This window comes from Streptococcus pneumoniae, from assembly GCF_001457635.1.
In the GTDB taxonomy this organism is placed as follows: domain Bacteria; phylum Bacillota; class Bacilli; order Lactobacillales; family Streptococcaceae; genus Streptococcus; species Streptococcus pneumoniae.
In genome coordinates this window covers 1,887,013-1,899,860 of the sequence record NZ_LN831051.1, presented here as the reverse complement: position 1 = coordinate 1,899,860, position 12,848 = coordinate 1,887,013, and the positions used below count along the sequence as shown (strand labels likewise).

13 protein-coding genes are annotated in these 12,848 nt (G+C 39.9%); all 13 read left to right on the top strand.

Going from position 1 to position 12,848, the window contains the following annotated elements; genetic code table 11:
- Positions 1-7 precede the first annotated feature (7 nt).
- The 13 genes from upp (at position 8) to AT689_RS10020 (ending at position 12,822) form a co-directional block, all read left to right on the top strand.
- Positions 8-637, top strand: coding sequence for a uracil phosphoribosyltransferase (gene upp / locus AT689_RS10080; RefSeq protein WP_000515974.1), 630 nt, complete (start codon positions 8-10; stop codon positions 635-637).
- Positions 638-810: 173 nt separating this feature from the next.
- Positions 811-1,401 (top strand): ATP-dependent Clp protease proteolytic subunit ClpP, encoded by a 591-nt coding sequence (gene clpP / locus AT689_RS10075; RefSeq protein ID WP_000613479.1) that lies wholly within the window; start codon positions 811-813, stop codon positions 1,399-1,401.
- Positions 1,402-1,479: 78 nt separating this feature from the next.
- Positions 1,480-1,728, top strand: coding sequence for a YlbG family protein (locus AT689_RS10070; protein WP_000462126.1), 249 nt, complete (start codon positions 1,480-1,482; stop codon positions 1,726-1,728).
- Between the two features lie 100 nt (positions 1,729-1,828).
- The gene (locus AT689_RS10065; protein WP_000726147.1) at positions 1,829-2,989 is read left to right on the top strand and encodes an ABC transporter substrate-binding protein; all 1,161 of its coding nucleotides are present in this window, start codon (positions 1,829-1,831) and stop codon (positions 2,987-2,989) included.
- A gap of 267 nt (positions 2,990-3,256) precedes the next feature.
- Positions 3,257-4,126, top strand: coding sequence for a branched-chain amino acid ABC transporter permease (locus AT689_RS10060; protein WP_000941426.1), 870 nt, complete (start codon positions 3,257-3,259; stop codon positions 4,124-4,126).
- Between the two features lie 3 nt (positions 4,127-4,129).
- The gene (locus tag AT689_RS10055) at positions 4,130-5,086 is read left to right on the top strand and encodes a branched-chain amino acid ABC transporter permease (protein WP_000662293.1); all 957 of its coding nucleotides are present in this window, start codon (positions 4,130-4,132) and stop codon (positions 5,084-5,086) included.
- Complete coding sequence (locus AT689_RS10050; RefSeq protein ID WP_001186003.1) at positions 5,086-5,850, top strand: ABC transporter ATP-binding protein; 765 nt, start codon at positions 5,086-5,088, stop codon at positions 5,848-5,850. Before AT689_RS10055 ends, AT689_RS10050 begins: the two co-directional genes overlap by 1 nt.
- The gene (locus tag AT689_RS10045; protein WP_000062219.1) at positions 5,850-6,560 is read left to right on the top strand and encodes an ABC transporter ATP-binding protein; all 711 of its coding nucleotides are present in this window, start codon (positions 5,850-5,852) and stop codon (positions 6,558-6,560) included. Before AT689_RS10050 ends, AT689_RS10045 begins: the two co-directional genes overlap by 1 nt.
- 307 nt (positions 6,561-6,867) lie before the next feature.
- Complete coding sequence (locus AT689_RS10040; RefSeq protein ID WP_000268677.1) at positions 6,868-7,524, top strand: CBS domain-containing protein; 657 nt, start codon at positions 6,868-6,870, stop codon at positions 7,522-7,524.
- Between the two features lie 107 nt (positions 7,525-7,631).
- Positions 7,632-8,727 (top strand): peptide chain release factor 2 gene (gene prfB / locus AT689_RS10035; protein ID WP_010963246.1). Its coding sequence is split into 2 segments (ribosomal slippage): positions 7,632-7,703 and positions 7,705-8,727, totalling 1,095 coding nucleotides; the frame shifts between segments, so codons are not numbered across the junction.
- Positions 8,728-8,744: 17 nt separating this feature from the next.
- Positions 8,745-9,437 (top strand): cell division ATP-binding protein FtsE, encoded by a 693-nt coding sequence (gene ftsE / locus AT689_RS10030; RefSeq protein ID WP_000022267.1) that lies wholly within the window; start codon positions 8,745-8,747, stop codon positions 9,435-9,437.
- Positions 9,430-10,356 carry a permease-like cell division protein FtsX gene (gene ftsX / locus AT689_RS10025; RefSeq protein WP_000625536.1) on the top strand — a complete coding sequence of 309 codons (927 nt, stop codon included), beginning with the start codon at positions 9,430-9,432 and terminating at the stop codon, positions 10,354-10,356. Before ftsE ends, ftsX begins: the two co-directional genes overlap by 8 nt.
- 285 nt (positions 10,357-10,641) lie before the next feature.
- Positions 10,642-12,822 (top strand): PTS transporter subunit IIBC, encoded by a 2,181-nt coding sequence (locus tag AT689_RS10020; protein ID WP_000974082.1) that lies wholly within the window; start codon positions 10,642-10,644, stop codon positions 12,820-12,822.
- Positions 12,823-12,848: the final 26 nt, after the last annotated feature.

Here is a 12,848-nt window from a genome sequence, read left to right as displayed (position 1 = left end):
TCCAAAAATGGGAAAAATTGAAGTTATTAATCACCCACTGATTCAACACAAATTGTCAATCTTGCGTCGTACAGATACTTCTACAAAAGCTTTTCGTGAGCTAGTAGATGAGATTGCAATGTTGATGGGGTATGAAGTACTTCGTGATCTTCCACTAGAAGATGTGGAAATCGAAACACCAATTACAAAAACAGTTCAAAAACAATTGGCAGGTAAGAAATTGGCCATCGTCCCAATCTTGCGTGCAGGTATCGGGATGGTTGATGGTCTCTTGAGCTTGGTTCCAGCTGCTAAAGTTGGCCACATCGGTATGTACCGTGATGAAGAAACACTTCAACCAGTTGAATACTTGGTGAAATTGCCTGAGGACATTGACCAACGTCAAATTTTTGTAGTAGACCCAATGTTGGCAACAGGTGGCTCAGCAATCTTGGCTGTTGATTCTCTTAAAAAACGTGGCGCATCAAATATCAAATTTGTCTGCCTTGTATCTGCTCCAGAGGGTGTAAAAGCCCTTCAAGAAGCTCATCCAGATGTAGAAATCTTTACAGCAGCCTTGGATGAACGTTTGAACGAACACGGTTATATCGTTCCAGGTCTTGGAGATGCTGGAGACCGCTTGTTCGGTACAAAATAAGATCGAAAAGAAGAATGACTTGGAAAAGTATTTCCAGTCACGAAAGGAGGTTGGGTTTTTGTTTCTGTCTAATGAAAGCAGAGCAAAAATTTGACCTTTTTTGACCAAGATATTATAATAGTCTTATCTTCAGTCATTTGACCAACAAAATTAAAACTCAAAAGGAGAAATGAATGATTCCTGTAGTTATTGAACAAACAAGCCGTGGAGAACGTTCTTACGATATTTACTCACGTCTTCTCAAAGACCGCATCATTATGCTGACAGGTCCGGTTGAAGACAATATGGCTAACTCTGTTATTGCCCAATTGCTTTTCTTGGATGCCCAAGATAGTACAAAAGATATTTACCTTTATGTCAATACACCAGGTGGTTCTGTTTCAGCTGGTTTGGCAATCGTAGATACCATGAACTTTATCAAGGCAGATGTCCAAACCATTGTTATGGGAATGGCTGCATCTATGGGGACTGTCATCGCATCAAGTGGAGCAAAAGGCAAACGTTTCATGCTTCCAAATGCTGAATACATGATTCACCAACCAATGGGCGGTACAGGTGGTGGTACCCAACAAACTGATATGAGTATCGCTGCAGAACACTTGCTCAAAACTCGTAATACCTTGGAAAAAATCTTGGCTGAAAATTCAGGTCAGTCAATGGAAAAAGTCCATGCAGATGCAGAACGTGATAACTGGATGAGCGCCCATGAAACACTTGAATATGGCTTTATTGATGAAATTATGGCCAACAATTCATTGAACTAATGATGATAGAAGGCAAACTCGACTGGGTTTGCTTTTTTTGGTATAATAGGGAGAGATTTCTTAGAAAGAGGATTTATCATGTTTGAAAAAGTCAATCGCTCTGGCTTGATTATCTATCTTTACTATAATCGTGATGCCAAAAAACTGCAGGATTATGGAGATATTACCTATCATTCCAAGAAACATCGTTACTTACAACTCTATGTTCCAACTCAAGAAGTGGAGCAATTGGTCGGACGCTTGAGCAAGGAAAAATTTATTAAAAAAGTTAGGGTTTGTCATATCCAAGAGTTGGAAACACCCTTTGTGGGCAATCTTTATCGATAGGAAAACGTTATCATCGAAAAAGTTCAAGGAAAACATTGACAATTTTCTGATAATTCGGTATATTCTTAACAGACTATTTAAGAAATAAGGAGACAAAAAGATGAAGAAAAAATTTGCCCTATCGTTTGTGGCGCTTGCAAGTGTAGCACTTCTTGCAGCCTGTGGAGAAGTGAAGTCTGGAGCAGTCAACACTGCTGGTAACTCAGTAGAGGAAAAGACAATTAAAATCGGGTTTAACTTTGAAGAATCAGGTTCTTTAGCTGCATACGGAACAGCTGAACAAAAAGGTGCCCAATTGGCTGTTGATGAAATCAATGCCGCAGGTGGTATCGATGGAAAACAAATCGAAGTAGTCGATAAAGATAATAAGTCTGAAACAGCTGAGGCTGCTTCAGTTACAACTAACCTTGTAACCCAATCTAAAGTATCAGCAGTCGTAGGACCTGCGACATCTGGTGCGACTGCAGCTGCGGTAGCGAACGCTACAAAAGCAGGTGTTCCATTGATCTCACCAAGTGCGACTCAAGATGGATTGACTAAAGGTCAAGATTACCTCTTTATTGGAACTTTCCAAGATAGCTTCCAAGGAAAAATTATCTCAAACTATGTTTCTGAAAAATTAAATGCTAAGAAAGTTGTTCTTTACACTGACAATGCCAGTGACTATGCTAAAGGGATTGCAAAATCTTTCCGCGAGTCATACAAGGGTGAAATCGTTGCAGATGAAACTTTCGTAGCAGGTGACACAGACTTCCAAGCAGCCCTTACAAAAATGAAAGGGAAAGACTTTGATGCTATCGTTGTTCCTGGTTACTATAATGAGGCTGGTAAGATTGTAAACCAAGCGCGTGGCATGGGAATTGACAAACCAATCGTTGGTGGTGATGGATTCAACGGTGAGGAGTTTGTACAACAAGCAACTGCTGAAAAAGCATCAAACATCTACTTTATCTCAGGCTTCTCAACTACTGTAGAAGTTTCAGCTAAAGCTAAAGCCTTCCTTGACGCTTACCGTGCTAAGTACAATGAAGAGCCTTCAACATTTGCAGCCTTGGCTTATGATTCAGTTCACCTTGTAGCAAACGCAGCAAAAGGTGCTAAAAATTCAGGTGAAATCAAGGATAACCTTGCTAAAACAAAAGATTTTGAAGGTGTAACTGGTCAAACAAGCTTCGATGCAGACCACAACACAGTCAAAACTGCTTACATGATGACCATGAACAATGGTAAAGTTGAAGTAGCAGAAGTTGTAAAACCATAATAGAAAAATGTTGAAATAGGGAATGAGCCTTTGACTCACTCCCTGTTTCGATATTTAATACTCTTCGAAAATCTCTTCAAACTGCGTCAACGTCGCCTTGGATTATATATGTGACTGACTTCGTCAGTCTTATCTACAACCTCAAAGCAGTGCTTTGAGCAACCTGCGGCTAGTTTCCTAGTTTGCTCTTTGATTTTCATTGAGTATAAGAACCTATCAAAAAGTGAGGGAAACCCCTCGGAATTATAAATAGAAAGAGTGAATCTTATGCTCCAACAACTCGTAAATGGTTTGATTCTAGGTAGTGTTTACGCGCTGTTAGCCCTAGGATATACCATGGTTTACGGAATTATCAAGCTCATCAACTTCGCCCATGGTGATATTTATATGATGGGAGCCTTTATCGGTTATTTCTTGATCAATTCTTTCCAAATGAATTTCTTTGTAGCGCTTATTGTAGCTATGCTAGCGACAGCTATTCTTGGTGTCGTGATTGAGTTTCTTGCTTACCGACCTTTGCGCCACTCTACTCGTATTGCTGTTTTGATTACGGCTATTGGGGTTTCTTTCCTATTGGAGTATGGAATGGTCTATCTGGTTGGTGCCAATACCCGTGCCTTCCCTCAAGCGATTCAAACAGTTCGATATGATTTGGGACCAATTAGCTTAACAAATGTGCAGTTAATGATTTTGGGCATTTCCTTGATTTTGATGATTTTGTTACAAGTCATTGTCCAAAAGACTAAGATGGGGAAAGCCATGCGTGCAGTATCAGTAGATAGCGACGCGGCGCAATTGATGGGGATCAATGTAAACCGTACGATTAGCTTTACCTTCGCTTTGGGTTCTGCTCTTGCGGGTGCGGCTGGTGTTCTGATTGCTCTTTATTATAACTCTCTTGAGCCTTTGATGGGGGTTACTCCAGGTCTTAAATCTTTCGTTGCCGCAGTACTTGGTGGTATCGGAATTATTCCTGGTGCGGCTCTTGGTGGCTTTGTGATTGGTCTATTGGAAACCTTTGCGACTGCCTTTGGGATGTCAGATTTCCGTGATGCCATTGTTTATGGAATCTTGTTGTTGATCTTGATTGTCCGCCCAGCTGGTATCCTTGGTAAGAATGTGAAAGAGAAGGTGTAAACGATGAAGGAAAATTTAAAAGTTAATATTCTATGGTTACTCCTTTTGTTAGCTGGCTATAGCTTGATTAGTGTACTGGTTTCAGTCGGAGTACTTAATCTATTCTATGTACAGATTTTACAACAAATTGGAATTAATATTATTTTGGCTGTTGGTCTCAACTTAATCGTTGGTTTTTCAGGACAATTTTCACTTGGTCATGCTGGTTTCATGGCGATTGGTGCCTATGCAGCAGCTATTATTGGTTCTAAATCACCAACCTACGGTGCCTTCTTTGGAGCTATGCTTGTAGGGGCTTTGCTTTCAGGAGCAGTTGCCTTACTTGTCGGCATTCCAACCTTGCGCTTGAAGGGGGACTATCTTGCGGTAGCAACTCTAGGTGTTTCTGAAATTATCCGTATCTTTATCATCAATGGTGGAAGCCTTACAAATGGTGCGGCAGGTATTTTAGGGATTCCTAACTTTACAACTTGGCAAATGGTTTACTTCTTTGTCGTGATTACAACCATTGCAACCTTGAACTTCTTGCGTAGCCCAATTGGTCGTTCAACCCTCTCTGTTCGTGAAGATGAAATCGCTGCTGAGTCAGTTGGGGTTAATACGACTAAAATTAAAATCATCGCTTTTGTCTTTGGTGCCATTACTGCAAGTATTGCTGGGTCACTTCAGGCAGGATTTATCGGGTCTGTTGTACCGAAAGATTACACCTTCATCAACTCAATCAACGTTTTGATTATTGTTGTATTTGGTGGACTCGGTTCCATTACAGGTGCGATTGTTTCGGCTATTGTTCTGGGAATTTTAAATATGCTTCTCCAAGATGTTGCTAGTGTGCGTATGATTATTTACGCTTTGGCCTTGGTATTGGTAATGATTTTCAGACCAGGTGGACTCCTTGGAACGTGGGAACTGAGCCTATCACGTTTCTTTAAAAAATCTAAGAAGGAGGAACAAAACTAATGGCATTACTTGAAGTAAAACAGTTAACCAAACATTTTGGTGGTCTAACAGCTGTTGGAGATGTGACTCTTGAATTGAACGAAGGGGAACTGGTTGGATTAATCGGTCCAAACGGAGCTGGGAAAACCACCCTTTTCAACCTTTTGACCGGTGTTTATGAACCAAGCGAGGGAACAGTAACCCTAGATGGTCACCTTTTGAATGGGAAATCACCTTATAAGATTGCCTCTTTGGGACTTGGACGTACTTTCCAAAATATCCGTCTCTTTAAAGATTTAACAGTTTTAGATAATGTTTTGATTGCTTTTGGAAACCATCACAAACAGCATGTTTTTACTAGTTTCTTACGCTTACCAGCTTTTTACAAGAGTGAAAAAGAATTAAAGGCTAAAGCTTTGGAATTGTTGAAAATCTTTGATTTAGATGGTGATGCAGAGACTCTTGCTAAAAATCTTTCCTACGGACAACAACGTCGTTTGGAAATTGTTCGTGCCCTTGCTACGGAACCTAAAATTCTCTTCTTAGATGAACCAGCAGCAGGTATGAACCCACAGGAAACAGCCGAATTGACTGAGTTAATTCGTCGTATCAAAGATGAATTTAAGATTACAATCATGTTGATTGAACACGATATGAATCTGGTCATGGAAGTAACAGAACGTATCTACGTACTTGAATATGGCCGTTTAATTGCTCAAGGAACTCCAGACGAAATTAAGACCAATAAACGCGTTATCGAAGCTTATCTAGGAGGTGAAGCCTAATGTCTATGTTAAAAGTTGAAAATCTTTCTGTGCATTACGGTATGATCCAAGCAGTCCGTGATGTAAGCTTTGAAGTTAATGAAGGAGAAGTTGTTTCCCTTATCGGTGCCAACGGTGCAGGTAAGACAACTATTCTTCGCACCTTGTCAGGTTTGGTTCGACCAAGTTCAGGAAAGATTGAATTTTTAGGTCAAGAAATCCAAAAAATGCCAGCTCAGAAAATCGTGGCAGGTGGTCTTTCACAAGTTCCAGAAGGACGCCACGTCTTTCCTGGCTTGACTGTTATGGAAAATCTTGAAATGGGAGCTTTCTTAAAGAAAAATCGTGAAGAAAATCAAGCAAACTTGAAGAAGGTTTTCTCACGCTTTCCTCGTCTTGAAGAACGTAAGAACCAAGATGCAGCTACTCTTTCAGGAGGGGAACAACAAATGCTTGCCATGGGACGCGCTCTTATGTCAACACCAAAACTTCTTCTTTTAGATGAACCATCAATGGGACTTGCCCCAATCTTCATCCAAGAGATTTTTGATATCATTCAAGATATTCAGAAGCAAGGAACAACCGTCCTCTTGATTGAACAAAATGCCAATAAAGCACTCGCAATCTCTGACCGAGGATATGTATTGGAAACAGGAAAAATCGTCCTATCAGGGACAGGAAAAGAACTCGCTTCATCAGAAGAAGTCAGAAAAGCATATCTAGGTGGCTAAAACAATCCAGTGGATTGTTTTAGTCGGCAGATGAAGATTACGAAGTAATCATCAATATAGTCCGGGGGACCTTTTTAGTCGGTAGATTGAGATTGCAAACAAATATGCATCTACATTGAAAGCTTAATTTCTAATAATTGAAAAAATCGAATGAAAAATTTCTTACCTTCATTCACAGAGCTCTATTTCAGAGCTCTTTTTGCTAGCTTATTCATACTTTTCTGAATTTCGAAAAAGAAATGTAAGCGTTTGATAGATTTACAAAAAGATTGTATAATAGGGATAAGAATAGAAAAGGAGAAGTCTCATGGCAGTTAAAGATTTTATGACCCGCAAGGTAGTTTATATTAGTCCAGATACAACAGTATCTCATGCAGCAGATTTGATGAGAGAGCAAGGTTTGCACCGTCTGCCTGTTATCGAAAATGATCAATTAGTTGGTTTGGTGACTGAGGGAACCATTGCACAAGCAAGTCCATCTAAAGCAACAAGTCTTTCTATCTATGAGATGAATTATCTTCTGAATAAGACAAAAGTAAAAGATGTCATGATTCGCGATGTTGTCACTGTCTCAGGCTATGCTAGTCTAGAAGATGCAACTTATCTGATGTTGAAAAATAAGATTAGTATTCTCCCTGTCGTAGATAACCATCAAGTATACGGAGTTATTACTGACCGTGACGTTTTCCAAGCCTTTCTTGAAATTGCAGGTTATGGCGAAGAAGGGATTCGTGTACGCTTTGTTACAGAAGATGAAGTTGGTGTTCTTGGAAAAATTGTTTCTTTGATTGTAGAAGAAAATTTGAATATCTCCCATACAGTCAATATTCCGCGTAAGGATGGTAAGGTGATTATCGAAGTGCAAATCGATGGATCAATTGATTTACCAGCCTTGAAAGAAAAATTTGAAGCAAATGGTATTCAAGTGGAAGAAATCGCTCGCACTTCAGCAAAAGTCTTGTAAGAAGGGAAGCCCAAAGGCTTCTTTTTTCATGAAAAGGGGATTAGAGCAAAAGATGGAAAGAAATGATAAAATATGCTATAATGAAATAATGTAAAAAAGGAGTATTTATGGACATTTCAGTAATTCGTCAGAAAATTGACGCAAATCGTGAAAAATTAGCTTCTTTCAGGGGGTCTCTTTGACCTCGAAGGGCTAGAGGAAGAGATTGCCATCTTGGAAAACAAGATGACAGAACCTGATTTTTGGAACGATAATATTGCGGCCCAAAAAACGTCGCAAGAATTGAATGAATTAAAAAACACTTACAATACCTTCCATAAGATGGAAGAGTTGCAGGATGAAGTCGAAATTTTATTGGATTTTTTGGCTGAAGACGAGTCAGTGCATGATGAACTGGTAGCGCAGTTAGCCGAACTTGATAAGATAATGACCAGCTACGAGATGACTCTACTATTGTCAGAACCTTATGACCACAACAATGCCATCTTGGAAATCCATCCAGGTTCTGGTGGTACTGAGGCGCAGGACTGGGGTGATATGTTGCTTCGTATGTATACTCGTTATGGTAATGCTAAAGGCTTTAAAGTGGAAGTGTTGGATTACCAAGCAGGTGATGAGGCTGGTATTAAGTCGGTAACTTTATCATTTGAAGGGCCTAATGCCTATGGTCTCCTCAAGTCAGAAATGGGTGTTCATCGCTTAGTGCGAATCTCACCATTTGACTCTGCCAAACGTCGCCATACCTCTTTCACATCTGTAGAAGTGATGCCAGAATTGGATGATACTATTGAAGTGGAAATCCGTGAAGATGATATCAAGATGGATACCTTCCGTTCAGGTGGTGCCGGTGGACAAAACGTCAATAAGGTTTCAACAGGTGTACGTTTAACCCACATTCCAACTGGAATTGTTGTCCAATCAACAGTGGATCGTACCCAGTATGGAAATAGAGATCGTGCCATGAAGATGTTGCAGGCTAAGCTCTATCAAATGGAGCAAGATAAGAAGGCTGCGGAGGTAGATTCTCTCAAAGGTGAGAAAAAGGAGATCACTTGGGGAAGCCAAATCCGTTCTTATGTCTTCACGCCTTATACTATGGTAAAAGATCACCGAACTAGCTTTGAGGTTGCTCAGGTAGATAAGGTTATGGATGGGGACCTAGATGGTTTTATCGATGCTTATCTCAAGTGGCGAATTAGCTAAGATAGAAAGGAACTCACATGTCAATTATTGAAATGAGAGATGTCGTTAAAAAATACGACAACGGAACGACTGCTCTACGCGGTGTTTCGGTTAGCGTTCAACCGGGGGAATTTGCTTACATCGTAGGACCTTCAGGAGCAGGGAAGTCAACTTTTATTCGTTCTCTGTATCGTGAAGTAAAAATCGATAAAGGAAGTCTATCAGTTGCTGGTTTTAATCTGGTTAAGATCAAAAAGAAAGATGTCCCGCTTCTACGTCGTAGTGTTGGGGTTGTCTTCCAAGATTATAAATTGTTACCAAAGAAAACTGTCTATGAAAATATTGCTTACGCTATGGAAGTAATCGGGGAAAATCGCCGTAATATCAAAAGACGAGTGATGGAAGTTTTGGACTTGGTTGGATTGAAGCATAAGGTTCGTTCTTTCCCAAATGAACTCTCAGGTGGGGAGCAGCAGCGAATTGCGATTGCGCGTGCAATTGTAAATAATCCCAAAGTATTGATAGCTGATGAGCCAACAGGAAATCTGGATCCGGATAATTCATGGGAAATTATGAATCTCTTGGAACGGATTAACCTACAAGGGACAACTATTTTGATGGCGACTCATAATAGCCAGATTGTAAATACCTTGCGCCACCGTGTCATTGCCATTGAAAATGGCCGTGTCGTTCGTGACGAATCAAAAGGAGAGTATGGATCCGATGATTAGTAGATTTTTTCGCCATTTATTTGAAGCCTTAAAAAGTTTGAAACGAAATGGTTGGATGACAGTAGCTGCTGTCAGTTCAGTCATGATTACTTTGACCTTGGTGGCAATATTTGCATCTGTTATTTTCAATACAGCGAAACTAGCTACAGATATTGAAAATAATGTCCGTGTAGTAGTTTATATCCGAAAGGATGTGGAAGATAATAGTCAGACAATTGAAAAAGAAGGTCAAACTGTTACAAATAATGACTACCACAAGGTATATGATTCTTTGAAGAACATGTCTACGGTTAAAAGTGTTACCTTTTCAAGTAAAGAAGAACAATATGAAAAATTAACCGAGATAATGGGAGATAACTGGAAAATCTTTGAAGGAGATGCCAATCCTCTCTATGATGCCTATATTGTAGAGGCAAACACTCCAAATGATGTAAAAACTATAGCCGAAGATGCTAAAAAAATTGAAGGTGTCTCTGAGGTTCAAGATGGCGGTGCCAATACAGAAAGACTCTTCAAGTTAGCTTCATTTATCCGTGTTTGGGGACTAGGGATTGCTGCTTTGTTAATTTTTATCGCAGTTTTCTTGATTTCAAATACCATTCGTATTACCATTATTTCCCGCAGTCGCGAAATTCAAATCATGCGCTTGGTTGGAGCTAAAAACAGTTATATCCGTGGACCGTTCTTGTTAGAAGGAGCCTTTATCGGTTTATTGGGAGCTATCGCACCATCTGTTTTGGTCTTTATTGTTTATCAAATTGTTTACCAATCTGTCAACAAATCGTTGGTAGGGCAAAATCTATCCATGATTAGTCCAGATTTATTTAGTCCGTTGATGATTGCCCTACTATTTGTGATTGGGGTTTTCATTGGTTCATTGGGATCAGGAATATCCATGCGCCGATTCTTGAAGATTTAGGTAAAATAGCTGCTTTTATGAGGAGATTGTAAAATCTCCTTTTTTGCTACAAGAGTTTTTGAAAAGAGATGCGTAGAAGAAAAGAGCTTCCAAAGAAGTCCCCCAGAGAAGACTTCTTGATGGCTAATTTGAACTTGAAATTTGGCGCACTAGAAATTTTTTAGAAAAAAGTGTAATTTTTTTATAAAAGCCTTTACAAAAAAAATTAAAGTGGTATAATTAAATCATAGAAGGTGCAAACGTTTTCGTAAAACGTTTGCCTAAATAAAAATAAAGGAGATTTGAATGATGAAAGATACATTCAAAAATGTCTTGTCTTTCGAATTTTGGCAAAAATTCGGTAAGGCTTTGATGGTAGTTATCGCGGTTATGCCGGCTGCTGGTTTGATGATTTCAATCGGTAAGTCTATCGTGATGATTAACCCAACCTTTACACCACTTGTCATCACAGGTGGAATTCTTGAGCAAATCGGTTGGGGGGTTATCGGTAACCTTCACATTTTGTTTGCCCTAGCCATTGGAGGAAGCTGGGCTAAAGAACGTGCTGGTGGTGCTTTCGCCGCTGGTCTTGCCTTCATCTTGATTAACCGTATCACTGGTACAATTTTTGGTGTATCAGGCGATATGTTGAAAAATCCAGATGCTATGGTAACTACTTTCTTTGGTGGTTCAATCAAAGTTGCTGATTACTTTATCAGTGTTCTTGAAGCTCCAGCCTTGAACATGGGGGTATTCGTAGGGATTATCTCAGGTTTTGTAGGGGCAACTGCTTACAACAAATACTACAACTTCCGTAAACTTCCTGATGCACTTTCATTCTTCAACGGGAAACGTTTCGTACCATTTGTAGTTATTCTTCGTTCAGCAATCGCTGCAATTCTACTTGCTGCTTTCTGGCCAGTAGTTCAAACAGGTATCAATAACTTCGGTATCTGGATTGCCAACTCACAAGAAACTGCTCCAATTCTTGCACCATTCTTGTATGGTACTTTGGAACGTTTGCTCTTGCCATTTGGTCTTCACCACATGTTGACTATCCCAATGAACTACACAGCTCTTGGTGGTACTTATGACATTTTAACTGGTGCAGCTAAAGGTACTCAAGTATTCGGTCAAGACCCACTATGGCTTGCATGGGTAACAGACCTTGTAAACCTTAAAGGTACTGATACTAGTCAATATCAACACTTGTTAGATACAGTACATCCAGCTCGTTTCAAAGTTGGACAAATGATCGGTTCATTCGGTATCTTGATGGGTGTGATTGTTGCTATCTACCGTAATGTTGATGCTGACAAGAAACATAAATACAAAGGTATGATGATTGCAACAGCTCTTGCAACATTCTTGACAGGGGTTACTGAACCAATCGAATACATGTTCATGTTCATCGCAACACCTATGTATCTTGTTTACTCACTTGTTCAAGGTGCTGCCTTCGCTATGGCTGACGTCGTAAACCTACGTATGCACTCATTCGGTTCAATCGAGTTCTTGACTCGTACACCTATTGCAATCAGTGCTGGTATTGGTATGGATATCGTTAACTTCGTTTGGGTAACTGTTCTCTTTGCTGTAATCATGTACTTTATCGCAAACTTCATGATTCAAAAATTCAACTACGCAACTCCAGGGCGCAACGGAAACTACGAAACTGCTGAAGGTTCAGAAGAAACCAGCAGCGAAGTGAAAGTTGCAGCAGGCTCTCAAGCTGTAAACATTATCAACCTTCTTGGTGGACGTGTAAACATCGTTGATGTTGATGCATGTATGACTCGTCTTCGTGTAACTGTTAAAGATGCAGATAAAGTAGGAAATGCAGAGCAATGGAAAGCAGAAGGAGCTATGGGTCTTGTGATGAAAGGACAAGGGGTTCAAGCTATCTACGGTCCAAAAGCTGACATTTTGAAATCTGATATCCAAGATATCCTTGATTCAGGTGAAATCATTCCTGAAACTCTTCCAAGCCAAATGACTGAAGCACAACAAAACACTGTTCACTTCAAAAATCTTACTGAGGAAGTTTACTCAGTAGCAGACGGTCAAGTTGTTGGTTTGGAACAAGTAAAGGATCCAGTATTTGCTCAAAAAATGATGGGTGATGGATTTGCAGTAGAACCTGCAAATGGAAACATTGTATCTCCAGTTTCAGGTACTGTGTCAAGCATCTTCCCAACAAAACATGCTTTTGGTATTGTGACGGAAGCAGGTCTTGAAGTATTGGTTCACATTGGTTTGGACACAGTAAGTCTTGAAGGTAAACCATTTACAGTTCATGTTGCTGAAGGACAAAAAGTTGCAGCAGGAGATCTCCTTGTCACAGCTGACTTGGATGCTATCCGTGCAGCAGGACGTGAAACTTCAACAGTAGTTGTCTTCACAAATGGTGATGCAATTAAATCAGTTAAATTAGAAAAAACAGGTTCTCTTGCAGCTAAAACAGCAGTTGCTAAAGTAGAATTGTAATATACTTGAGGTTGGAAGCTGTATTC

What these genes read in the sequence shown, in the direction of transcription:
- AT689_RS10040 (WP_000268677.1), top strand. Translation starts at nt 6,868, where the DNA reads ATGGCAGTTAAAGATTTTATGACCCGCAAGGTAGTTTATATTAGTCCA.
- AT689_RS10020 (WP_000974082.1), top strand. Translation starts at nt 10,642, where the DNA reads ATGATGAAAGATACATTCAAAAATGTCTTGTCTTTCGAATTTTGGCAA.
- AT689_RS10070 (WP_000462126.1), top strand. Translation starts at nt 1,480, where the DNA reads ATGTTTGAAAAAGTCAATCGCTCTGGCTTGATTATCTATCTTTACTAT.
- clpP (WP_000613479.1), top strand. Translation starts at nt 811, where the DNA reads ATGATTCCTGTAGTTATTGAACAAACAAGCCGTGGAGAACGTTCTTAC.
- ftsE (WP_000022267.1), top strand. Translation starts at nt 8,745, where the DNA reads ATGTCAATTATTGAAATGAGAGATGTCGTTAAAAAATACGACAACGGA.
- AT689_RS10055 (WP_000662293.1), top strand. Translation starts at nt 4,130, where the DNA reads ATGAAGGAAAATTTAAAAGTTAATATTCTATGGTTACTCCTTTTGTTA.
- AT689_RS10045 (WP_000062219.1), top strand. Translation starts at nt 5,850, where the DNA reads ATGTCTATGTTAAAAGTTGAAAATCTTTCTGTGCATTACGGTATGATC.
- upp (WP_000515974.1), top strand. Translation starts at nt 8, where the DNA reads ATGGGAAAAATTGAAGTTATTAATCACCCACTGATTCAACACAAATTG.
- AT689_RS10065 (WP_000726147.1), top strand. Translation starts at nt 1,829, where the DNA reads ATGAAGAAAAAATTTGCCCTATCGTTTGTGGCGCTTGCAAGTGTAGCA.
- AT689_RS10060 (WP_000941426.1), top strand. Translation starts at nt 3,257, where the DNA reads ATGCTCCAACAACTCGTAAATGGTTTGATTCTAGGTAGTGTTTACGCG.
- AT689_RS10050 (WP_001186003.1), top strand. Translation starts at nt 5,086, where the DNA reads ATGGCATTACTTGAAGTAAAACAGTTAACCAAACATTTTGGTGGTCTA.
- ftsX (WP_000625536.1), top strand. Translation starts at nt 9,430, where the DNA reads ATGATTAGTAGATTTTTTCGCCATTTATTTGAAGCCTTAAAAAGTTTG.